Origin of the sequence: Corallococcus exercitus, from assembly GCF_042231735.1 — a bacterium.
Lineage (GTDB): Bacteria > Myxococcota > Myxococcia > Myxococcales > Myxococcaceae > Corallococcus > Corallococcus exercitus_B.
The window spans coordinates 2,104,899-2,129,012 of record NZ_CP102577.1; the positions used below are offsets into that span (position 1 = coordinate 2,104,899).

1 protein-coding gene (cut by a window edge) is annotated in these 24,114 nt (G+C 73.3%); it reads right to left on the minus strand.

Translation table 11 applies throughout. From position 1 onward, the window contains the following. Positions 1–23,883: the 5' portion of a non-ribosomal peptide synthase/polyketide synthase gene (locus tag NR792_RS07975; protein WP_375759473.1), read on the minus strand. 13,269 nt of this gene lie to the left of the window's left edge; only the first 23,883 of its 37,152 coding nucleotides appear in the window; it begins with the start codon at positions 23,881–23,883; the stop codon falls past the left edge of the window. Positions 23,884–24,114 lie beyond the last annotated feature (231 nt).

A 24,114-nucleotide genomic window follows, 5' to 3' on the forward strand; every position in this document is an offset into this window, starting at 1 on the left:
CGCCACGTGCGAGTGCACCGCCTGCAGCGGCGACGCCAGGTCCTGGGACACGAAGGCCGTGCGCAGGATGGGGTTGCGGTCCACCGCCGTCTGCCACGTCCGCTGGAACAGCGAGATGTCCACGTCCGAGTGGATGGACCACGCGGTGTGCTCGAAGTAGTAGCCCGCGTGCGGGTCCTGGAGGGCGTGGAAGAGCATGCCCTCCTGCAGCGCGGAGAGCGGGAAGAGGTCCTCCACCGTGGGCCCCTGCGCCGCCAGCACCGCGTCCAGCGCGGCCTGGGAGAGGCGTGCCAGCGGGAAGTCGCTCGGCGTCCGCCGGCGCGAGTCCTCCGAGTGGCGCTGGGAGATGAGCTCGCGCAGCGCGGACAGGAAGCGCTGGGACACCGCCCGCACGGTCTCTTCGTGGTGCAGCAGGGAGCTATAGCCGAAGTTCAGGCGCAGCTGTCCGCCGGACACCGCGCCCTCCACCGTCAGCACATGCGGGTGCACCGCCTGGGGCGCCACGTTGGGCCCCACGGGCTCGTCGCTCAGGGCGAAGAGGGTGCTGGCGCCGGTCGCGCCGTCCAGCTGCCCCAGGTAGTTGAAGGACACCTGCGCCCGAGGCAGCGCGGCCAGCGCGGCCCGTGCCTCCGGCGGCCCCAGGTGGCGCAAGAGCCCGAAGCCGATGCCCTTGCTCGGCCACGCGCTCAGCGTGTCGCGCACGGCGCGCAGCCGGTCCCCCAGCGTGCCCTTCGCCGGCAGCCGCAGCAGGGCCGGGGTGAGGGACGTGAACCAGCCCACGGTGCGGGACACGTCCGCGTCCGCGAACAGCTCCTCGCGGCCGTGGCCCTCCAGGTCGATGAGGACTTCCGGCGTCCCCGTCCACTCGCCAAGCGCCTGCGCGAGCGCCGTCAGCAGCACGTCGTCGATGCGCGCGCGCCACGCGATGGGCGTCTCCTGGAGCAGGAGCCGCGTCTCCTCCGCGTCCAGCTCCGCGACCACCGCGCGGTGCGAGGCGTAGGTGTGCGGGCCCGGACCGTCCGTGGGCAGCGGGGCCACGTCGCCGCGCACCGACTCCCGCCAGAAGGCCAGCTCCGCCCCCAGCACGTCCGTCAGGGCGTGCGTCTCCAGGCGGCGGGCCCAGGACAGGAAGGACGTCGTCTTCGCCGGCAGCGCGGGGACCTGGCCGGACTGGACCTGGCGGTAGACGGCCTCCAGGTCCTCGATGAGGATCCGCCACGACACGGTGTCCACCACCAGGTGGTGGATGACGAGCAGCAGGCGCTGCTCCTGGCCCGGCCCGAAGTGGAAGAGCACGGGACGCACGAGCGGCGGTGAGGCCAGGTCGAAGGTCTCCTGGACGCGCGTGGCCTCCTGCTCCATCGCGGCGAGGCGCGCCTCGGGCGGCAGCACGGAGAGGTCCACCTGGCGCAGCGTGAGCGGGGCCTCGTTGGGGCTCGCGTCGCGCTGGCGCCACGCGCCGTCCGTGCTCCGGACGTACTTCAGGCGCAGGGCGTCGTGGTGGACGGCGAGCGCCTGGAGGGCCTGCTCCAGGTGCGCCGGCACCAGCGGCTGGCGCGCCCGCAGCAGCAGGGCGTGGTTGAAGTGGTGCGCGTGCGTCGGCTCGCGCTCCAGGAAGTCCGCCTGGATGGCGGTGAGCGGCACGTCACCCACCACCGGGCCCTGCTCCGCGAGGCTGGTCGCGCTCTCGCGGGCCACGGCCGCCAGCGCGCCCAGGGTGGGGTGCTGGAAGAGGTCCTTCACCAGCAGCTGCACGCCGGCCTGCCGCGCCTTCGCGACGACCTGGAGGCTGATGATGGAGTCACCGCCCAGCTCGAAGAAGTTGTCGTCCAGGCCCACGCGCTCCACGCGCAGCACCTGGCCCAGCACCTCCGCCAGCGTCCGCTCCAGCCGCGTGCGCGGCGCGGCGTACTCCTTGCGGGACGCGCGCTGGCCTCCGGGGGCGGGCAGGGCCTTGCGGTCCACCTTCGCGTTCGACGTCAGCGGCAGCGCCGCCAGCGCGACGAACGCGGACGGCAGCATGTACTCCGGCAGCCGCTGGCGCAGGAAGTCGCGCAGCGCCCCCGGGCCCGGCTCGGCGCCGTGCGGGACGACGTAGGCGACCAGCCGCTTGTCGCCGGGCGCGTCCTCGCGCACCACGACCACGGCCTCGCGCACGTCCGGGTGGGCGCGCAGCGCGGCCTCCACCTCCGGCAGCTCGATGCGGAAGCCGCGCACCTTCACCTGGTTGTCGGCGCGGCCCAGGAAGTCCATCACGCCATCGCGCCGCCACCGCGCGAGGTCACCCGTGCGGTACAGGCGCTCACCGGGCCGGGAGGAGAAGGGGTGCGGGACGAAGCGCTCCGCGGTGAGGTCCGGCCGGGAGATGTAGCCGCGCGCGAGGCCGTCACCGCCGATGAACAGCTCGCCGGGGACGCCCGCGGGCACCGGCTGCCCATGCCTGTCCAGCACGTAGAGCTGCGTCTGGGCGATGGGCCGGCCAATGGGCATCGTGCCCCCCACCGACTTCGCGTCCGGCACGGGGTACGTGGAGGCGAAGAGGGTGGACTCCGTCGGGCCGTAGCAGGCGACGACGGCGGTGCCCAGGTCCGACTCCAGCACGCGGCGCACGTGCGTGGGCGACACGACGTCGCCGCCCACCAGCACCCGCCGCACGCCGCGCAGGGCCTCCAGCTTCACGTCCACCACCTGCGTGAAGAGGCCCGACGTGAGCAGCAGCGTGGTGACGCCGTGGCGCTGGATGACCTGGGCCAGCAGGTCCACGTCCGACGGCGACGTGGGCGGGAACACGGCCAGCTTGCCGCCGTGCGCCAGCGGGCCCCAGATCTCCAGCGTGGTCGGGTCGAAGGAGATGGGCGCGACGAGCAGGAAGGTCTCCTCCGGCCCCAGGTGCCCGAACCTCGGGTGATGCAGCAGGCGCATCACGGAGCGGTGCTCCACCGCGACGCCCTTGGGGCGACCGGTGCTGCCGGACGTGAAGTCCACGTACGCCAGGTGGCGCGAGTGCGTCCCCGCCACCACGGGCGTCGTGGGCAGGTGGGCGACGGGCGCCTCCTCCACGAAGAGGGACGGCAGCTCCGCCGGCAGGGGCAACGACGCGCGCGTCGCCCGCGTGATGAGCAGCAGCTTCGCGGGTGCGTCCTCCAGCATCGCGGTCAGGCGCGACGCCGGGTACGACGCATCCAGCGGCAGGTAGGCACCGCCCGCCTTGAGGATGCCCAGCAGGGAGACGATGAGCTCCACCGAGCGGTCCATGCAGACCGCCACCAGCACGTCCGGGCCCACGCCGTGCTCGCGCAGCAGGTGCGCCCACTGGTTCGTGCGCGCGTCCAGCTGCGCGTACGTCAGGCGCTCCTCGCCGAACGCCAGCGCCACCGCGTCCGGGCGCAGCGCGACCTGACGGGCGAAGAGGTCCTGGATGCAGGCGTCGTGCGGGTAGTCGCGGAACGTGTCGTTCCAGGCGCCCAACACCTGGTGCCGCTCGGCGTCACCCAGCAGCGGCAGCAGCGCGACGGGCGTCTGGGGGCTGGCGACAATCTCGCGCGCCAGGCCCACCAGGTGCTCCGCCAGACGCTCGATGGTGGCCGCGTCGAAGAGGGCGGTGGAGTACTCCAGGCGGCAGGTGAAGCCGTCGCGGCCCTCCAGCACCTCCAGGCCCAGGTCGAACTTGGACGTGTCGGAGGGCACGTCCACGCCGCTCAGCTCCAGCCCGGCGGGGCGCGCCTTGGCCTCCGGCGTGTTGACCACGTTGATGCTCACCTGGAACAGCGGCGAGCGGCTCAGGTCGCGCGGCAGCTGGAGCACGTCCAGCACGCGCTCGAACGGAGCGTCCTGGCGCGCGTAGGCCTCCAGGGCCTGGGCGCGCACGCGGCCCAGGAGCTCCACGAAGGACGGCAGGCCGGACAGCTTCGAGCGGAAGGGCAGGGTGTTGATGAAGCAGCCCATCAGCCACTCGACCTCCGGACGCGTGCGGCCCGCGATGGGCGTGCCCACCACGAAGTCCTCCTGGCCGGAGTAGCGCGACAGCACCGTCTGGAAGAGCGCCATCATCACCATGAACGTCGTGGCGCCGTTGCGGCGGCCCAGCGCGAGCAGCGGCGTGGCGACCTCCGGCGGCAGCGTGAAGCGGTGCCGCGCGCCCGCGAAGGAGACGACGGCGGGACGCGGCCGGTCCGTGGGCAGCTCCAGGTTGGGCGCCCCGGAGAGCTGCTGCTTCCACCAGGCGAGCTGTGCCTCCAGCTCGCCGCCGTCCAGCCACGCGCGCTGCCACACGGCGTAGTCCGCGTACTGCACCGGCAGCTCCGGCAGGGGCGACGGCTGGCCCGCGAGGAACGCCGCGTAGTTCGCGGTCAGGTCATGCGCGATGACCATGTTGCACCACGCGTCGGACACCGCGTGGTGGAAGACGAGCGCCAGCACGTGCACCTGGGGCTCCAGGCGCAGCAGCGTCGCGCGCAGCACGCCCTGCTCCAGGTCGAAGGGCAGCAGCGCGTACGCCTTGCAGAAGCGCTGCATCTCCGCTTCGCGGGCCTCGGGCGTCTCGCCCGCGACATCCCGGAGCTGGAGCGGCAGGCCGCGCGGCGGGTGGATGACCTGCACCGCGCGGTCACCCTCCAGGGTGTACGTGCTGCGCAGCACCTCATGCCGGGCCAGCAGCGCGTCCATCGCGGCCTGGAGCGCGTCCACGTCCAGCGCTCCGACGAGGCGGAAGAGGGACGGGTTGTTGTACGTGCCGCTGCCGGGCTCCAGCTGCTGGAGGTACCAGAGGCGCTGCTGCGCGAAGGACAGGGGCAGCGGCCGGTCGCGGCCCACGCGCGGGATGGGCGGCGGGCCCTCGTTCACGACCGGGGCGGCGGGACGCGTGGCGACGGGCGCCACCGGGCGCGGCGCCTCCACGACGGCGGGACGCGCCACGGGCGGAGGCGGGAGGCGGGACGGCGTAGCCACGGGCTCCACGCGGCCATCCGCGCGCAGGCGGGCGTGACGGCCGGTGCGGTACAGGCGGGCCGCGGCCTCGCGCGGGTGCGGCACCAGGCGGCGGTGCTCTTCATCCCCCGCGCGCCACAGCGCGGTGGGGAGCCCCGCGCCCGCGAGGGCCAGCTCGCCCACCACGCCCGTGGGGACGGGTTGGCCCGCCGCGTCCAGCACCCACGTCTGGAGGTTCGCGGGGATGCGCTCGCGCGGCGTGCGCGGCAGGAGCGCGCCCTCCTGGGCGTCACCGGACAGCCACACCTCCACGCCCGCGGCCCGGTGCAGCGCCGCGCCCAGCTCCACCGACGCGCCCTCCACCACCAGGGCGCCCACGTGGGCCAGGGACTCCCGGGCACCGGACAGCTCGCTCAGCGTGCGCGCCAGGCGGGCCGACGTGTGCACCAGCACCGCGCCGGACGCACGCGCCAGCTCCAGCAGGCCTTCCACGCCGGCTTCCGCCTCCACCAGCACCTGCTCCTGCCGGACGGCGGCCTCCGCGTCCATCCGCTCGCGCACCACGGCCAGCCGGCGCAGGCCCTCCAGCACCACCGGCGTCTCGAGCCCGAAGTCGATGAGGGCCGCCACCTCGTCCACGTCCGCCGCGCGCACGTCGCGCAGCCGCTTCACGGCGCCTTCCACCGTGCCCACGAGGCCGGTCGTCTTGGCGTGGTTCTCGAAGGTGTGCTCCAGCAGCGCGTCGATGTCCTCCGCGGAAAGCTTCTGGATTTCGCCCTGGTAGCCCTGGGTGAGCAGCAGGGACGTGACGATGTCCACCGAGCTGCGGAAGTACGCGAGCAGCGGCTTGCGCACGAGGCGCAGCACCTCCTGGTCGTCGTCGCCCAGGTACGTGTGCAGCATGCAGGTGATGTGGCCGCGCCCCGGGTGGCCGTTGCGGCGCCACGCCTCGCGGTACAGGGCGATCTTCGGCTTCAGCTCCTCCAGCGAGTGCGACAGCAGGCCCGTGAGCACGCCCGCGCCCAGCTCGCCCGCCATGCGGAAGGTCTCCGGGTTGGACGTGGCGGTGAGCCACACCGGCAGCTCCTTCTGCACGGGCTTGGGCCGCAGCACCGCTTCCATGGTGGTGCCCGCGCCGCCAGGACGCTTGAAGCGCTCGCCGCGCCACAGCGCGCGCAGCGTGGCCAGCTTCTCCAGGAGGATCTCCCGGCGCCGCTCGAAGTTGGCCGGCGCGAAGGTGAAGTCCTGCGTGTGCCAGCCCGTGGCCACCGACAGGCCCACCCGGCCCTGCGACACGTTGTCCACCACGGACCACTGCTCCGCGATGATCAGCGGATCATGCAGCGGCAGCACCACGCTGCCGGAGCGCAGGTGCAGGTGCTTCGTCACGGCCGCGAGCGCGGCGGAGATCACCGCGGGCTGCGGATACAGACCGCCGAACGAGTGGAAGTGCCGCTCCGGCGTCCACACCGCGGAGAAGCCGTGCGCGTCCGCGAACTTCGCGCCCTCCATCAGCAGCTCGTACTTCGGCCCCTGGAGCGTGTCCTCGTCGTTGGCGAAGTAGATGAGGCTCAGGTCCATCGCCTTCGCGCGAGGCCCGCCGCCGTGCAGGTTCACCAGGCGCGCGGTGATGCGCTCCGGCGGGTACACCACGCGCAGCCCGCGCGTGAGCGCCCACAGGGCCTCCAGCTCCGGCCGGTCCGCGGACGCCTCGCTCGCGGACAGCCACGCGCCGCCATCCGGCGGGGACAGCCGCGTGTCCAGGCCGGTGAAGAACTCCGACAGCTCGTGGTGGCCCAGCGCCCACGCTGGCTGGCCGGAGCCCGTGGGCAGCAGCCACGCCAGCGCGTGCGCGTCCCAGGCGTTGGAGGACGACGCACCCGGCGCGTCCACGTCCTCCACGTACACGACGCGCGAAGCCTCCACGCGCACGGAGGCCACCAGCGCGCGCGTGGTGACGAGCACCGGCACGCGGGCGCCTTCCGGCGCGTACACGGGCAGCTGCCCCAGGTCCGCGGGCCCCAGCGCGATGCCCGCGCCCCCGGCGGCCAGCACGCCCCACAGCGCGGCCAGCTTCTCCGGCGACGAGCGCAGGCACACGGCCACCGGCGTCCCGGCCGTCACGCCCAGGGCCTTCAGCCGCGAGGCCAGCGCATCCGCGCGAGCGCCCAGCTCCGCCCAGGTCCAGTGCGTGTCCCCGCGCGAGACGGCGGTCGCGTCCGCGTGCCGCGCGCGCCGCTCCGCGAGGAGGGCGGGCACGGAGGTGAAGCCCGGCGAGGCACGGGGCGAGGGCCAGGCGCGGCGCTCGGCCTCCGTGGCCAGGGGCAGGTGGGAGACGGGCGTCTCGGGCCGGGCGAGCGCTGCGCCGAGCAGCACCTGGAAGTGCTCCACGAGCCGCGCCACGGTGGCTGCGTCGAACAGCTCCGTCGCGTACTCCAGGGCGCCGTGGACGCGGCCGGGGGCCTCGGAGAGCACGAGTGTGAGGTCCGCCAGCGTGGCACCCCATTGCACGGGCGTGCCCGGCACCTCCACCAGCGAGCCGCGCATGCCGGTGAGCTCCAGCGTCGCGGCACCCGCGCCCGCGCCCGTGTGGTAGACGAACACGGAGTCCGTCATCCGGCCGCGGCCGATGTCCTTGCCCGGGATGAGGGCTTCCACCAGGTACTCGAAGGGAACGTCGGGGCGGTTCTGCGCGTCGGCCACTTCATCGCGCACCTGGGCGAGCAGGTCGCGGAAGGTGAGCCCGTCCGTGAAGCGCGTGCGAAACGCCGCCGAGTGCGCCACGTAGCCGATGAGCGGCAGCAGCTCCGGCCGCGTGCGGTTGGCGATGGGCGTGCCGACGACGACGTCCGTCTGCCCGCTGTAGCGGTGCAGCAGCGTCTGCCACGCGGCGAGCACCGTCATGTAGCCGGTGAAGCCCTCGCGGCGCGTGAAGGCCGTGAGTTCGCGGGCGAGCGCGGGCGGGAAGTCCACCGTCATGCGCGCGGAGGTGAGCGGGCTCTCCGCGGGGCGCGGGCGGTCCGTGGGCAGGTCGAGCTTGCGCGGCATGCCGGCCAGCCGCTGCCGCCAGCCCTGGTCCTGTTCGGGCAGGCGGTTGCCCGCGATGCTGTGGCGCTGCCACGCGCCGAAGTCCGCGTACTGCACGGGCAGCGGGGGCAGGGGAGACGGACGGCCCTGGAGGAAGGCGTCGTAGAGGTGGCCCAGCTCCTGGACGAAGAGGGCGATGGAGAGCGTGTCGCTGACGATGTGGTGGATGCCGCCCAGCAGCAGGTGCAGCCGCGTGTCCAGCCGGACCAGGGTGGTGCGCACGACGGGACCATGGACGAGGTCGTACGGCTTCGCGGCGTCCTCGCGCGCGAGCCGCATGGCCTCGGGCTCGCGGGTCTCCATGGGACCGCGCAGCTCCACGCGGGTGAGCGGGACGTGCATGTGCGCGTGGAAGCGCTGCACGGGGCGGCCGTCCACGACGTCGTAGGTGGTGCGCAGCGCTTCGTGGCGCTGGACGATCTCCTGGATGCCGCGCTCCAGCACGTCGGCGTTCACGTCGCCTTCGAGGCGCAGGACGAACGGGATGTTGTACGCGGACTGGCCGGGCAGGTGCTGCTCCAGGCGCCAGACGCGCTCCTGCACGAAGGACAGGGGCAGCTCGCCGGTGCGCGGCAGCGGCACCAGGGGGAGCTCCACGGACACGGGGGCCTGCGGGGCCTGGCGCAGCAGGGGCACCAGGCGCTCCGCGATGCCCGCGACGGTGGGGGCTTCGAAGAGGGCCGCGAGCGGCAGGTTCACGCCGAAGGTGTCGCGCACCTGGTTGAGGAGCTGGGCGGCCGTCAGCGAGTTGCCGCCGATCTCCAGGAAGTCGTCGTGGCGGCCCACGAACTCCAGGCCCAGGCGCTCGCGCCACAGCGCGGCCACGCGTTCCTCCACCTCACCGCGAGGCGCGTCGTCACGGACGGGCTGCGAGGAGGCCGGGGCCGCGGTGACAGGCTCGTCGAGGTCCGCGGCGTCGGTGAGCGTGGGCATCTGCGACCTGTCGGGGAATGCGGCGTCGGTCCGCGGCTGGGACGGGGTGAAGACGGCTGCGTCGGTGGAAGTCGTCGACGGAGGTCCGTCGAAGGAAGGGGCCTCGGTCAGCGTCGCCACGCGACCGGTCCCGGCGAACGCGGTCGCCGTCTGGGTCGCGGCGTGGGTGTTCCCGAAGGACGAGGACGCAGCACCGATGGGCGAAGACGGCCCTGCCATGCGGTTGTCGGTGGGCGGTGCCACCCGGCCGGTCCCGCTCAGGTGCGCGGTCCCGGACAGCCCGTCGGTTCCTCCGAGCGCCGCGTGATTCGACCGTGCGGCTTCAGCGCCGTTCACCTGCGCCGGAGACCGCGCCCCCGTGGTGATGCGGCCGGACGCCGGGCCTTGCGCCTTCGGCTCCACCCAGACCGTCTTCTCCTGGAAGACGTACGTGGGCAGGTGCATCCGCAGGCGCTGCTCGTGCGCGTAGAACGCGCTCCAGTCCACCGCGATGCCCGCGCTCCACAGCTCTCCCACCGCCTGGAGCCAGCCCATCTGCTCCGTCGTCGTCCCGCCCACGCGCAGCGACGCCAGCCCCTGGACGCGGCCGCGGCCCCCGTTCTCCTCCCGCGTCAGGTTCGCGCGCACCAGCGGCGTCACGTCCTGACCGGGGCCCACCTCCAGCAATACCGCGCAGCCTTCCTCCTGGAGCGTCTCCACCGCGCGGGTGAAGAGCACCGGCCTGCGCATCTGCTCCGTCCAGTAGCGCGGATCCGCGAGCTGCCCCGGCTGCGCCACCGTCCCCGTGAGGCTGGACACGTACCGCACCGTCGGCTCGGACCGGCGCAGCGTCCCCACCACCCGCGCCAGCTCCGCCATCACCGGCTCCACGTCCACCGAGTGGAACGCGTGCGGCGCGGGCATCCGCACCGCCCCGGCCTTGCGGCCCTTCAGCTCCGCCTCCAGCCGCTCCACTTCCTCCACGGGACCGGACACCACGCAGCGGTCCGGAGCGTTCACCGCCGCCAGCTCCAGCCGGCCCGACAGCAGTGGCTGGACCTGCGCGGCAGGCAGCGCCACCGCGAGCATCGCCCCCGGCGGCATGCGGTGCATCAGCTCCCCGCGCGCCACCGTGAGGCGCATCGCGTCCTCCAGGGACAGCACGCCCGCGACACACGCCGCCGCGTACTCCCCGAAGCTGTGCCCCATCACGGCGTAGGGCGTCACCCCCAGGTCCTGCCACAGCCGCGCCAGCGACACCTGCACGCTGAACAGCGCGGGCAGCGCGACGCGCGTGTCCGCCAGGGCCGCCGTGGTCTCGGCTTCCGCGCCGGCCTCGGGTGACAGCAGCTTCGACACCCGCGCCCGCAGCGGCGCCTCCAGCAGCGCGAGGCACGCTTCCAGGTGCGCGCGGAACCGGGGCGACGCCTCCGCCAGCTCGCGCCCCATCGCGACCCGCTGCGCGCCCTGGCCGGAGAACACGAACGCCACGCGCGGCGCGCGCTTCTCGCCCTTCACCGCGACCACCGGCTTGCGCAGCTGCCGCGCCAGGTCCTCCGCGTCCTTCGCCACGAACGCCTTGCGGTACTCGAACGCCTTGCGGCCCACGGCGTGCGTGAACGCCAGGTCCGCCAGCGCCTGCGCGTCCACGCCCTCCGCCACGTGCGCGTCGAGCTGCAACGCCGCCGCCTGCAACGCTTCCTGCGAGCGCGCGGACAGCACGACGAGCTGGTGGGACCGCGTGGTGGAACCACTCTGCCGCATGGGGGCTTCCTCGAGGACCGCGTGGGCATTGGTGCCGCCAATGCCGAAGGAGCTGACCGCGGCGAAGCGAGGCGTCTCGCCCCGGGGCCACGACCGCAAGGTGGTGTTGACGAAGAACGGCCCCGCGTCGAAGTCGATCTGCGGGTTGGGCCGCTCGAAGTGGAGGCTGGGGGGAATCTCCCCATGGTGCAGCGACAGCGCGGCCTTCATGAGCCCCGCGAGGCCCGCGACCGTGTCCAGGTGGCCCACGTTCGTCTTCAGCGACGCCAGCGCGATGCGGCCCCGGTGCTCGGCGCCCAGGCCGTACGCGCGCGTGAGGGCCGCCACTTCAATGGGGTCCCCCAGCGGCGTCGCGGTGCCGTGGGCCTCCACGTAGCCCACGGCCTCCGGAGAGACGCCCGCGTTGGCCAGCGCCTGGGACACAACGGCGGCCTGCCCCTGCACGCTGGGCGCGGTGAAGCCGGACTTGTTCCGGCCGTCGTTGTTGAGCGCCGAGCCCCGGATGACGGCGTAGATGGAGTCTCCATCCCGCACCGCGTCCTCCAGGCGCTTGAGCACCACCGCGCCCACGCCGTTGCCGGACAGCGTGCCGCCCGCCTTCGCGTCGAACGCGCGGCAGTGGCCATCCGGGGAGAAGATGAGCCCTTCCTGGTGCACGTAGCCCGTGCGCTGCGGCACCATCAGGCGCGTCGCGCCCGCGAGCGCCACGTCGGACTGGCCCACGCGGAGGCTCTGGCAGGCCAGGTGCACCGCCACCAGGCCCGTGGAGCACGCGGTGTAGAGCAGCGTGCTCTCACCCGTGAGCCCCAGCTTGAAGGACGTCTTCGTCGCCAGGCTCTCGTGCGTGGCGGTGCCGTGCAGCTCCATGAACGACGCCGCGTCCAGCGGCATCGCCTGGCGCACGGCGTCCGTGTACCCGGAGCCCGTGGCCCCCGCGTACAGCGAGATGGCGCCCGGGAAGCGGTCCGGATCGATGCCCGCGTCCTCCAGCGCGGCCCACGCCGTCTGGAGGAAGAGCCGCTGCTGCGGATCCGTGAACTGCGCCTCGCGCAGGGACATGTCGAAGAAGGCGTGGTCGAACTTGTCCACGCCGTGGATGACGCCCGCGGCCGGAACGAAGGCCGGGTGGTGCCACAGCTCCACCCCCTCCGGCAGGCCGGGCATGTGCTCCAGTTCCTCCGGCGAGAAGCGCGAGATGGACTCCACGCCCCCACGCAGGTTGCGCCAGAACTCCGCCACCGTCATCGCGCCGGGGAAGCGGCCCGCCATGCCGATGATGGCGATGGAGCCGGACGCGCCCGGCTTCGACGCCTCGCGTGGACGGTGGCCCGGAGCCGGGGACGCGGGCGGGGCGATGCCCGGACCCTGGGACTCGCGCTCCAGGCGCTGGACGAGGCCTTCGAGCGTGGGGTGCTCGAACAGCCAGACGACGGGCACCTCGCGTTGGAGCTCTTCGCGCAGGCGCGCGGCCAGCCGCACCACGGTCAGGGACGTGGCGCCCAGGTCCTCGAAGAGGTGGTCCTGCGCGCCTACCTTGTCCGTGCCCAGCTCGCGGGCGAAGACAGGCGCCAGCCGCTGCTCCAGCGGGTGCGAGGGCTCCACGAAGCGGCCCTGACGTCCGGTGGACGCGGCGTCCGGCGCGGGCAGCGCCTTGCGGTCCACCTTGCCGCTGGGGTTGAGGGGCAGGGTGGCCAGCGTCACGAACACCGACGGCACCATGTACTCCGGCAGCCGCTGCCGCAGCGCCGCGCGCATCGCCGAGGCCTCCAGCACGTGCCCCGCGCGGGGCATCGCGTAGGCGACGAGCCGCTTGTCCCCGGGCACGTCCTCGCGCACCACCACCGCGGCCTCCTGCACCGCGGGCAGGTCGCGCAGGGCGGCCTCCACCTCCGCCAGCTCGATGCGGAAGCCGCGCACCTTCACCTGGTGGTCGGCGCGGCCCAGGAACTCCAGCGTTCCGTCCGGGCGCCAGCGGACCAGGTCCCCGGTGCGGTACAGCCGCGCGCCCGGAGTCGCACCGTGCGCGTCCGGAACGAAGCGCTCCGCCGTGAGGTCCGGCCGCGACACGTAGCCGCGCGCCACGCCGTCACCGCCGAGGAACAGCTCGCCCGGAACGCCCACCGGCACCGGGTGCAGCCGCGCGTCCAGCACGTACACCGACGTGTTGGCGAGCGGTGCGCCGATGGGCACCGACAGCGCCACCTGCTCCGGCCGCGCCACCGTGAAGGTGGTGGCGACCACGGAGCACTCGGTGGGGCCGTACGCGTTGGTGAAGGGGATGCCCAGCGACTCCACGGCCTTGCGCACGTGCGGCGCGGAGACGATGTCGCCGCCCGCGTGCAGCTCCCGCAGCCGCCCGAGGATGTCCGGCCGGTGCTCCATCAACTGCGAGAAGAGGCCGGCGGGCAGGTGGACGAACGTGACGCCGTGGCGCTCCACCACGCGGGCCAGCGTGTCCATGTCCCCCGCGGGCACGTTGCCCGGGAAGACGACGAGCCGTCCGCCGTGCAGCAGCGGCGTCCACAGCTCCAGCACGGAGCCGTCGAAGGACACGGGCGCGAAGAGCAGCCCCGTGTCGCGAGCGCCATAGCGCGTGTACGGCGCCGAGTGCATCAGGCGCAGCAGGCCGCGCTGCTCGATGCCCACGCCCTTGGGACGTCCACCGCTGCCGGAGGTGAAGATGACGTAGGCCAGGTGGCGCGGCCCCACGCCGGTCTCCGGCGCGGTGACGGGCTGCTCCGCCAGCGACAGCTCCTCCAGGAACAGGCAGGGCAGGGACGCATCCGGCAGGTGCAGCCGTCCGCGCAGCTCACGCGTGGTGACGAGCAGGTGCGGCCGGGCATCCTCCAGCATGAAGCTCAGCCGCTGCGCGGGATACGACGCATCCAGCGGCACGTACGCGCCGCCCGCCTTGAGGATGCCGAGCACCGTGACGACGAAGCCCACGGAGCGCTCCAGGCACAGCGCCACCGGCACGTCCGGTCCCACGCCCCGCGCCCGCAGGACATGCGCCAGCCGGTTGGCCCGGGCGTCGAGCTGCGAGTACGTCAGCCGCTCATCCCCGTCCTCCACCGCGATGGCGTCCGGCTGCCGCGCGACCTGCATCGCGAAGCGCGCCGCGACGGTGCTGTCGGAGGGATAGGGAAGGGCGGTGTCGTTCCACGCGACGAGCACCTGCTGGCGCTCCTCCGGCGTGAGCCACGGCAGCCGGGAGAGCGGCGCGTCCGGTCCGGCGACGGCGGCCTCCATCAGCACGCGCAGGTGGCCGGCGATCCGGGCCACGGTGTCGCGCTCGAAGAGGTCGGTGCTGTACTCGATGGAGCCGCGCAGGCCGTCCGGCGTCTCCGTGAGCAGCAGGCCCAGGTCGAAGTGCGCCGTGCCCGCGTCCACCTCCAGCAGCTCCATCCGCAGCCCGGGCGCTTCGAGCACCCCGGCCGGGGCGTTCTGGAGCGCGAAGACGGCCTGCACCAGCGGCGTGCGGCCCAGGTCGCGAGGCACCTGGAGCTCCTCCACCAGCTTCTCGAACGGGAGGTCCTGGTGCTCATAGGCCGCGAGCGTCGTGTCCCGCACCTGTCCCAGCAGCGCGCGGAAGGACGCCTCCGGACGGACGCGCGCACGCAGCACCAGCGTGTTGACGAAGAAGCCGACCAGCCCCTCCACGTCGCCGTGGGTGCGGCCCGCGATGGGAGCACCGACGAGCAGGTCCTCCTGCCGGCTGTAGCGCGACAGCAGCACCTGCCACACGGCGAGCAGCGCCATGAACGGCGTGGCGCCCTCGTGCCGGGCGAGCCCCGCCAGCCGGTCCGCCAGGTCGTCAGGCACGTGCACGGGCAGCAGCGCGCCGTGCGGGGAGCGCGTCGTGGGGCGCGGCTTGTCGGTGGGCAGGTCCAGGACCCGCGGCGCACCGGCGAGCTGTTCCTTCCACCACGCCACCTCGTCCGCGAGCACTTCGCCCTGGAGCCAGCCGCGCTGCCACGCGGCGAAGTCGGCGTACTGGATGGGCAGGGCGGGCAGGGCCGGGGCCGCGCCGGAAGCGAAGGCCGCGTAGGCCGTGGCCACCTCGCGCACCATCACTCCCAGGGACCAGCCGTCGGAGACGACGTGGTGCATGCCCAGGAGCAGCACGTGATGCGACGGGGTCAACCGCAAGAGCCGCGTGCGCAGCAGCGGTCCCGTGCCCAGGTCGAAGGGCCGGCCCGCCTCCTCCCGCGCCAGCCGCTGCACCGCCGCCTCGCGGTCCGTGGCCGGCAGGTCGCCCAGGTCCGTCACGGGCAGCGTCCAGGCCGGCGTGGGATGGATGAACTGAACAGGCTCGCGGCCCTTCAGGCCGAACGTGGTGCGGAGCGCTTCGTGGCGTTCGACGAGCACCTCCAGCGCGCGGCGCAGGGCTTCGGCGTCCAGCGCCCCCTCCAGGCGCACCGCGCCCAGCAGGACGTAGGACGTGGCGCCGGGCTGGAGCTGCTCCATCACCCACAGCCGCTGCTGCGCGAAGGACAGGGGCAGCTCACCGTCGCGAGCCACCTTGCGGATGGCCGGCACGCGCGGGAGGTCCGTGCGCGTGAGGAGCTGGGCCTCCACCTGCTCGGTGACGTCGGCGACGGTGGCGCCGTCGAAGAGGCCTCGGAGGGGCAGCTCCACCTGGAACGTGGAGCGCACGCGGGACAGCAGCCGCGTGGCCAGCAGTGAGTGGCCGCCCAGCGCGAAGAAGTCATCGTGCACGCCCACCTGCGGCACGCGCAGCACGTCGCGGAACAGGTCCGCGATCCGCTGCTGGAAGGGCGTCATCCGCTGCGGCTTCGAAGGCACCGCCACGGCGACCGAGCGCGCATCCGGAGCGGGCAGCGCCTTGCGGTCCACCTTGCCCACGGGCGTGAGCGGCAGCGCGTCCAGCGCCACGAACGCGGAGGGCACCAGCGGCGCGGGCAGCCGTTCGGACACGAAGGCGCGCAGCACCGCCGCCTCCAGCGGAACACCGGGCACGTACCACGCCACGAGGCGCGGATCGCCCGCGCCATCGTCGAGCACTCCCGCCACGGCGGCCTTCACCGACGGGTGCTGACGGAGGATGGCTTCCACCTCGCTCAATTCGATGCGGAAGCCGCGCAGCTTCACCTGCGTGTCCATGCGGCCCAGGAAGTCCAACGTCCCGTCCGCCAGCCAGCGCACGCGGTCGCCCGTGCGGTACAGCCGGGCACCGGGCACGTCACCGAACGGGGAAGGCACGAAGCGCTCCGCCGTCAGCTCGGGGCGTCCCAGGTAGCCGCGGGCCAGTCCGTCACCGCCCAGGTACAGCTCGCCCGGGACGTTCACGGGCACGGGCTGCCCGTACGCATCCAGCACGTACGTCTGGACGCGCGTCATCGGCCGGCCGATGGGCACCGACGTCGCGTGCTCCGGCAGGTCCACGATGTCGTGCGTGGTGACGCCCACGGTGCACTCCGTGGGGCCATACAGGTTCACCAGCCGGCCCGGAGGCCCCGCGCGCAGCACCGCGCGAGCCGCATCCGCGTTCGCGGCCTCCCCCGCGTAGATGACCACACGCATCGTGGCGAACGCGTCCGGCACCTCGCGCGCCACGGTGTGGAACAGCGCCGTGGCGAACAGCGCCGTGGTGGCGCCCACCTCGCGCAGCGTGCGCGCCAGCTCCGCCGGCGCCAGTGTCACCTCGCGCGGAAGGATGACGAGCCGGGCGCCGTTGAGCAGCGCGCCCCAGACCTCGAAGGTGGCCAGGTCGAACGAGGGCGTCCCCGCCTGCACCATGCAGTCGTCCGGCCCCAGCTGGACGTAGTTCGTGTCCCGCACCAGGTGCACGATGGAGTGGTGCGTGATGCCCACGCCCTTGGGCTTGCCCGTGGAGCCCGACGTGTAGAGCACATACGCCAGCTGCGCCTGCGGCACCCGCACGTCCGGGGAGGACGCGTCGTAGCGCGCGAGCACGTCCTGTTCGGACTCCAGGCTCACCGTGGGCCAGGACTGCCCCTGGAGGGCGGCGGGCAGGGAGCGCTCCGTCACCACCAGGGACAGGCCCGCGTCCTGGAACATGAACGTCAGCCGCGCGGCAGGGTAGGACGGGTCCAGCGGCACGTAGCAGCCGCCGGCCTTGAGCACGCCGAGCATGCCGACGATGAGGTCCAGGCCCCGCTCCAGGCACAGGCCCACGCGGCCTTCTGGAGTCAGGCCCCGCGCCAGCAGGTGACGCGCCAGCTGGTTCGCGCGCGCATCCAGGGCCGCGTAGGTGAGCGTGCGGTCCTCGTGCTCCACGGCCACGGCGTCAGGGGCGCGCCGGACCTGGGCGTCGAAGCACTCCAGGAGGGCCGGCTCCCGCAACGGCCGAGCCGCTGGCGCACTGAAGGCCCCGAGCATCCGCGCGCGTTCCTCCTCGTCCATCAGCGGCAGCAGGTGCACGGGCGTCGCGGCATCGCGAGCCACGGCCTCCAGCAGCACCCGGAAGTGGGCAGCGAACCGCTCCGCCGCGTAGGCGGTGAAGAGGTCCCGGTTGTATTCGAGCGTTCCCCACAGCCCGCCGTCGCTCGAGGTGAGCGACAGGAGGAGGTCGAAGCGCGCGGTCTCCGTCGAGGTGTGCAGCCGCTTCACCTGGATGCCGGGCAGGGCCGGCGCGGCCAGCGGCGCGTTCTGCAGCACGAACATCACCTGGAACAGCGAGGCGCGCTCACCCCCGCGCGCCGGGGCCACGGCCTCCACGAGCTGCTCATAGGGCACGTCCTGATGCGCGAACGCGGCCAGGGAGGACTCGCGCACGCGCTCCAGGAGCTCGGTGAAGCGGGGCGCTCCGTCCAGGCGCGCGCGCAGCACCAGCGTGTTGAGGAACACGCCGATGAGGGGCTCCAGCTCCGGCCGGGTGCGGTGGGCCACGGGCGTGCCCACGGCGAAGTCGTCCTGCCCGGAGTAGCGCGACAGCACGGCCTGGTACCCGGCCATCAACACCATGAACAGCGTGGCATCGCGTTCGCGGCCCACCTGTTCCAGCGAGCGCACCAGGGACGCGGGCAGCCTGAAGACGTAGCTGTCCCCACGCGTGGACCGGGTCCCGGGCAGACCCTGCTCCGCGGGCAGGGTGAGCACGGGCACGTCCCTCAACGACTCCTGAAGCGCGTCCAGGTGGGCTCGCGTCGTCTCGGAGTCTCCCTGCTGGCGCTGCCATGCGGCGAAGTCCGCGGCCTGCACCTCCAGCGCTGGCAGCGGCGACGGCTGCCCCGCCGCGAGCGCCGCGTAGAGGCTGCCCACCTCGTGCACGAGCACGCCCATGGACCAGCCATCCGTGACGATGTGGTGCATGCACAGCAGCAGCACGTGTTCGTCCGGAGCCAGCCGGAGCAGCCGCGTGCGCAGCAGCGGTCCCGTGCCCAGGTCGAAGGGCCACGTCGCGTCCTCGCGCATGCGCTGGCGCAGGGTGGCCTCGCGCGCGTCGCCTTCGGGGAGGGTTTCCACCGGGAGGGGCCACTCCGAGGGCGCGGCGTGGATGCGCTGGAGCGGCTGGCCATCGCGCTCCTCGAACGTGGTGCGCAGCGGTTCATGCCGGCGGACGATCTCCGCGAAGGTGCGGCGCAGCACCTCCACGTCCAGGGGACCGGAGAGCCGCAGGGCCAGGGGGATGTTGTAGAGGGCCTGGCCGGGCTCCAGCCGGTCCAGGAACCACATGCGCTGCTGCGCGAACGACAGCGGCAGCGCCCCGTCCCGGGACACGGTGGGGATGGGCTCGGCGGGATGCCGCGAGGGAAGCGCCTCGATGCGCTCCGCGAGCCGCGCCACGGTGGGCGCGTCGAACAACGCGCGCACGGGCAGGTCCACGCCGAAGCGGGCCCCCACGCGGGTGATGAGCTGGGTGGCCAGCAGCGAATGCCCACCGAGCGCGAAGAAGTCATCGTGCGCGCCCACGCGCTCCACGTGCAGCACGTCCTGGAACAGCGCGGCCAGCCGCTCCTGGAGCGGCGTCAGGGGGCCGGCATCCCCGGTGGTGGGAAGGGCCGTGGGGGCGGGCAGGGCGCGGCGATCCACCTTGCCGTTGGGCGTGAGGGGCAGGGCGCCCAGGCCAACGAAGGCCGCGGGCACCATGTACCCGGGGAGGCGGGAGCGCAGGTGTTCGCGCAGGGCGTCCGCGTCCACGGAGGCGGGGACGACGTAGGCCACGAGGCGCTGCTCGCCGGGCACGTCCTCGCGCACGGCGACCACGGCCTCGCGGACCTCGGGGTGCGTGCGAAGCGCGGCGTCGATTTCACCGGGTTCGATGCGGAAGCCGCGCAGCTTCACCTGGTGGTCAATGCGGCCCAGGAACTCCAGCGTCCCATCCGGCAGCCAGCGTGCACGGTCGCCCGTGCGGTACATCCGCGTGCCCGGCTCGTCGCGGAACGCGTCCGGCACGAAGCGCTCGGCCGTCAGGTCCGGCCGGCCCAGGTAGCCGCGCACCACGCCGTCACCGCCGATGAACAGCTCTCCAGGGACACCGACCGGCACCGGCTGCAGCCGGGCGTCCAGGATGTAGAGCCCGGTGTTCGCGAGCGGCCGTCCCAGCGACACCGTTCCGGTCGTGGCCGCCTCGACGCGATGCATGGACGACCACACCGTCGTCTCGGTGGGGCCGTACATGTTGAGCAGGGCCGGGACGTGAGCCCACAGCAGTGTGGCAAGGCCGCCCGGGAGCGCTTCTCCGCCCACGAGCAGCTGCCGCAGACCGCCCAGCGCGTGCAGTGCGCGAGGCTCTTCCACGAGGGCGCGCGCGTAGGACGGCGTGCACTGGAAGTGGGTGACGGCGTGATGCTCCAGCGCCTCCGCGAGCGCGGCGGGCTCCAGGCCTGTCGGCGCGAGCACCACCTGGAAGCCGCGCGTCCAGGACCAGAGCAGCTCCAGCACGGAGATGTCGAAGGAGATGCTCGTCATCGCCAGCCACGTGCCCGGGCACGGCGAGACGTGCGCATCCATCGCGCGGAAGAAGTTCATCACCGTCCGGTGCGGCACGCCCACGCCCTTGGGCCGCCCCGTCGAACCGGACGTGTAGAGCACGTACGCGAGCGTCCGCGCGTCACTCGCGGACCGCACGAAGTCCGCACCCACCGAGGGGTCCACGTCGTCGAGGAAGAGCCGGCGCTCGGCCGGCACCGCGACCACGTCCTCCAGGTGCCGGGGGCTCACGAGGACCTTCGCCCCGGAGTCCTCCCACATCGCGGCGAGCCGCTGCGCCGGGTACGCCGGATCCAGCGGCAGGTAGGCCGCGCCCGCCTCCAGGATGCCGAGCAGCCCCACGGCCAGCTCCGCCGTGCGGTCCACGCAGAGCCCCACGACGGACTCCGGCCCCACGCCACGCTGCCTCAGCGTGTGCGCCAAAGCCCGGGCCCGCGCGCGCAGCTCCCGGTACGTCAGCCGGGTCTCCCCGGCGACGAGCGCCACGGCGTCAGGAGTGCGGGCCACCTGCGCCGCGAAGCGCGCGGAGATGGTGGCGTCCGACGGGAACTCGATGTCGGGTCCGCGAGACAGCGCGCGCAGGTGCTCCGACTCCGAGGCGTCCAGCCACGGCAGCGCGTCCACGTTGCGCGAAGGGTCCGCGACCGCGGCCTCCAGCAGCACGCGCAGGTGGCCAGCGAGGCGGGCCACGGTGTCCGCGTCGAAGAGGTCGGTGGCGTACTCCAGCCAGCCTTCGAAGCCCCGGGCGGATTCGGAGAGCGAGAGCGTCAGGTCGAACATCGCCGTGCCGGGGTGCACGTCCACCAGTCGCGACTGGAGGCCCGGCAGCACGGGGGCCCCCACCTGCGCGCCCTGGAGGATGAATATGACCTGGAAGAGGGGCGTGTGCCCGCGCTCGCGCGTGGGCTGCAGCGCTTCCACCAGCTTCTCGAAGGGCACGTCCTGGTGCGCGTACGCGCCCATCGCCGTCGTGCGCACCCGGCCCAGCAGTTCGCGGAAGGTGGGCGCGCCGGACAGCCGCGTGCGCATCACCAGCGTGTTGACGAAGAAGCCCACCAGCCCCTGGAGCTCCGCGCGGCTCCGGCCCGCGATGGCAGTGCCCACGCTGACGTCGTCCTGTCCCGCGCGACGTGCGAGCACCGCCTGGAAGCCCGCGAGCAGCACCATGAAGGGCGTGACGCCTTCACGCACCGCCAGCTTGCGCACCGCCTCGGCCAGCCGCGAGTCCAGCACCACCGGCACCCGGGCGCCCGCCGTCCCACGCTCGGCGGGACGCGGCCGGTCCGTGGCCAGCTCCAGCAGCCGGGGTGCACCCGAGAGCTGCTTGCGCCAGTAGTCCAGCTGCGGAGTCAGCGCGGCTCCGTCCAGCCACTCCCGCTGCCACTCCGCGTAGTCCGCGTAGCCCAGCGGCAACGCGGGCAGCGGAGACGGCCGGCCCTCGCGCAGTGCCGCGTAGAGGGCGGACACCTCACGCACCAGCACCGCCATGGACGTGCCGTCCGACACGGCGTGGTGCATGACGAGCACCAGCACATGCGTGCGTTCATCCAGCGTCAGCAGCGTGGCACGCACCAGCGGCCCCTGCGCCAGGTTGAACGGGCGGCGGGCCTCTTCGTGAGCAAGGCGGGTGGCTTCGGCCTCGCGGGCTTCGACCGGCAGGGACTCCAGCGATACGCGCGCCAGAGGCAACTCCGCCTCCTTCGCGATGAGCTGGAGGGGCCGTCCGTCCTGACTGCCGAAGGAAGTCCTCAGCGCATCGTGGCGCGCCGCGAGCGCCTGGAGGCTTCCCTCCAGCGCGGCCACGTCCAGCTCGCCTTCCAGCCGCACCGCCGCGGGCAGGTTGTACGCCACGTCACCCGGTGCGTACTTGTCCAGGAACCACAACCGGGCCTGCGCGAAGGACACGGCCCGGGCACCCTCGACGTCCCGGCGACGCAGCGTGCTCGACGCCGGACCCGTTGACGCCCGAAGCGTGAGCAGTTGCCGTGCGAGGGACGTGATGCTCGGCCCCTGGAGCAACCACTCCATGGGCACCGTCAGGCCCGTGCCCGTGCCCACCTCATGCGCCAGCTCCACCGCGCCCAACGAGTCCAGCCCGTAGCGCGTGACCGGAGCCTCGACGTCGATCTCCTCACGGCGCATGCGCGCGTGCCGGGCCACGAGGTCGCGCAGCCACGCCACCAGCGCGTCCGCGTCAGGCTTCGCGGCAAGGTCCACCGCATCCCGCCCGGATACGGGCTCGCGTGCTCCGGAGCCCGCGCCAGTCGCGGATGGGCTGAGGGTTCCAGGAATGTCGGCCCGCCCGGTGGAAGCCTGGGGCCCGGAGGCACCGGAGTCCGGCACCGCGGTGGACCCTGCGATGCTGGAGCCCGAGAGTGCGGCGGAAGATGCGGAGGCTCCAGAACCGACGACCTCAGCGGCGGCGCCGCTGGGAGCGGTCACCCCCGTCACACCGAAAGCCATGCTGGAACCGGAGGGGAGGGGAGCCTCGGACGACGACGAAGCCGCTCCACCGAGGGGTTCCGCCCGCCACGCCGTCACCTCCTGCAACGTCCCCGCGAGGAAGGCCGCGCGGCACGCATGCCGCTGCACCTTGCCACTGGACGTCTTGGGCAGGCTGCCCGGCTCAATCAACACCACCGCGTGCGCCTGCACCTCGTGCGACTCCGCCAGCCGCTGACGGATGACTCCCACCGCCGCGTCCGCCGCCGCCAACTGCTCACGCAGCCCACCCAACCGCCGCACGTCGATTTCCTGCACGACGACCGCGCGCTCCTCGCCCCCCACCTCCACCGAGAACACCGCGCCGCCACCCGGCCGCAGCGTCGGGTGCGCCCCCTCCACCGTCGCCTCCAGGTCCTGCGGGTAGTGGTTGCGCCCTCGCAGGATGAGGAGGTCCTTGCGCCGCCCCGTGACGTACAGCTCACCCTCCGGCCGCAGGAAGCCCAGGTCCCCCGTGCGCAGGTACGGCCCGCCGTCCTCCCCCGCGATGCGCGCCTGGAACGTCTCCCGCGTCGCCTCCTCACGGCCCCAGTACCCCTGCGCCACGCTCGGCCCCGACACCCAGACTTCGCCCACCTCACCCGGGGCGCGCCGCTCCAGCGTCTCCGGCTCCACGATGGCGATTCGCTGCTCCGCCAGCGTCCGGCCACACCCCACCAGCGTCCGCGCTCCGGGCTCCGCCGCGCCCACTTCCTCCGCGCGGTTCCGCTCCAGCGCTCCACCCGAAATCGTCACCGACACCGGCGGCGCCGACTTCTCGCCTCCGGAGACGATGAGCGTGCCTTCCGCCAGGCCGTAGCACGGGTAGAAGGCCTCGCGCCGGAAGCCACTGGGGCCGAACGCCTCCACGAAGCGCTCCAGCGTCTCCGGGCGGATGGGCTCCGCGCCGCAGAAGGCCACTTCCCACCGGCTCAAATCCAGGGCCTGGCGCTGCTCCGGCGTGCTCTTGCGCACGCACAAATCAAACGCGAAGTTGGGCCCGCCGCTGATGGTGCCCCCGAAGCGCGACACCGCCTCCAGCCACGCCATGGGCCGCTTGAGGAACGCCATGGGCGACATCAGCGTCACCGGGAACCCGCCGTACAGCGGCTCCAGGATGCCTCCGATGAGGCCCATGTCGTGGTACGGCGGCAGCCAGATGACACCCACGCTGTCCGCCCGTGCCCCGAAGGCGCCGTGGATGAGCGACAGGTTGTGCAGCAGGTTGCCGTGCGTGAGCATCACGCCCTTGGGCGTGCCCGTGCTCCCGGACGTGTACTGCAGGAACGCGAGCGACTCCGCCCCCATGCCCTCGGGCGCCACCCAGTCCCTCTCGCCGCCCTCCGGTAGCGAGTCCGTCGCCATCCAGTGCAGCGCGCGGAAGTCCGGTGCCTGCTCGAAGACGAAGTCCGACAGCTCCAGGATGCCCGACGTGGTGAGCACCACCGACGCCCTCGCGTCCTGGATGATGGCGCGCAGGCGGGGCAGGGTGCGCTCCAGCCGCATCGGGTCCGGCGGATACGCGGGCACCGCCACCGCGCCCGCGTACAGACAGCCGAAGAAGCCCGCGATGTAGTCCAGCCCCGGCGGGTACAGCAGCAGCACGCGCTCGCCCTGCGCGCCTCGCTCACGCAGCGCGGAAGCAATCCTCCGCGCGCGCACGTCCAGGTCGAACGCGCTCCAGACCGTCTCTTCGCCGTCGCTCTCTCCCAGGAAGGTGTAGAGCGGGGTGTGGGCGGAAGGCCCTTGGGCAAGCTTCAGCAGGACGCCAGGAAGGGTTCGCGAGAAGTCGGGCACGGGGGGCCGTCCATGTGTCAAAACCGCGGACACTTAATAGCAGCCCTGGTGCGCTTTCCCGTAGGCACTCGCGGTGATGAACCCCTCGCGAAGGCCCCCGCCGCCAGCCCACTCGGCGAGCGGGGGCTCGCCGCGTCATCGAGCGCGGCGAGCAGCCCCCTTCAACCATCCCATGAGACACCTTTCTGCCTGGACACGGCGGATTCTCCCGGTCCCACTCCCGGCGTGTGC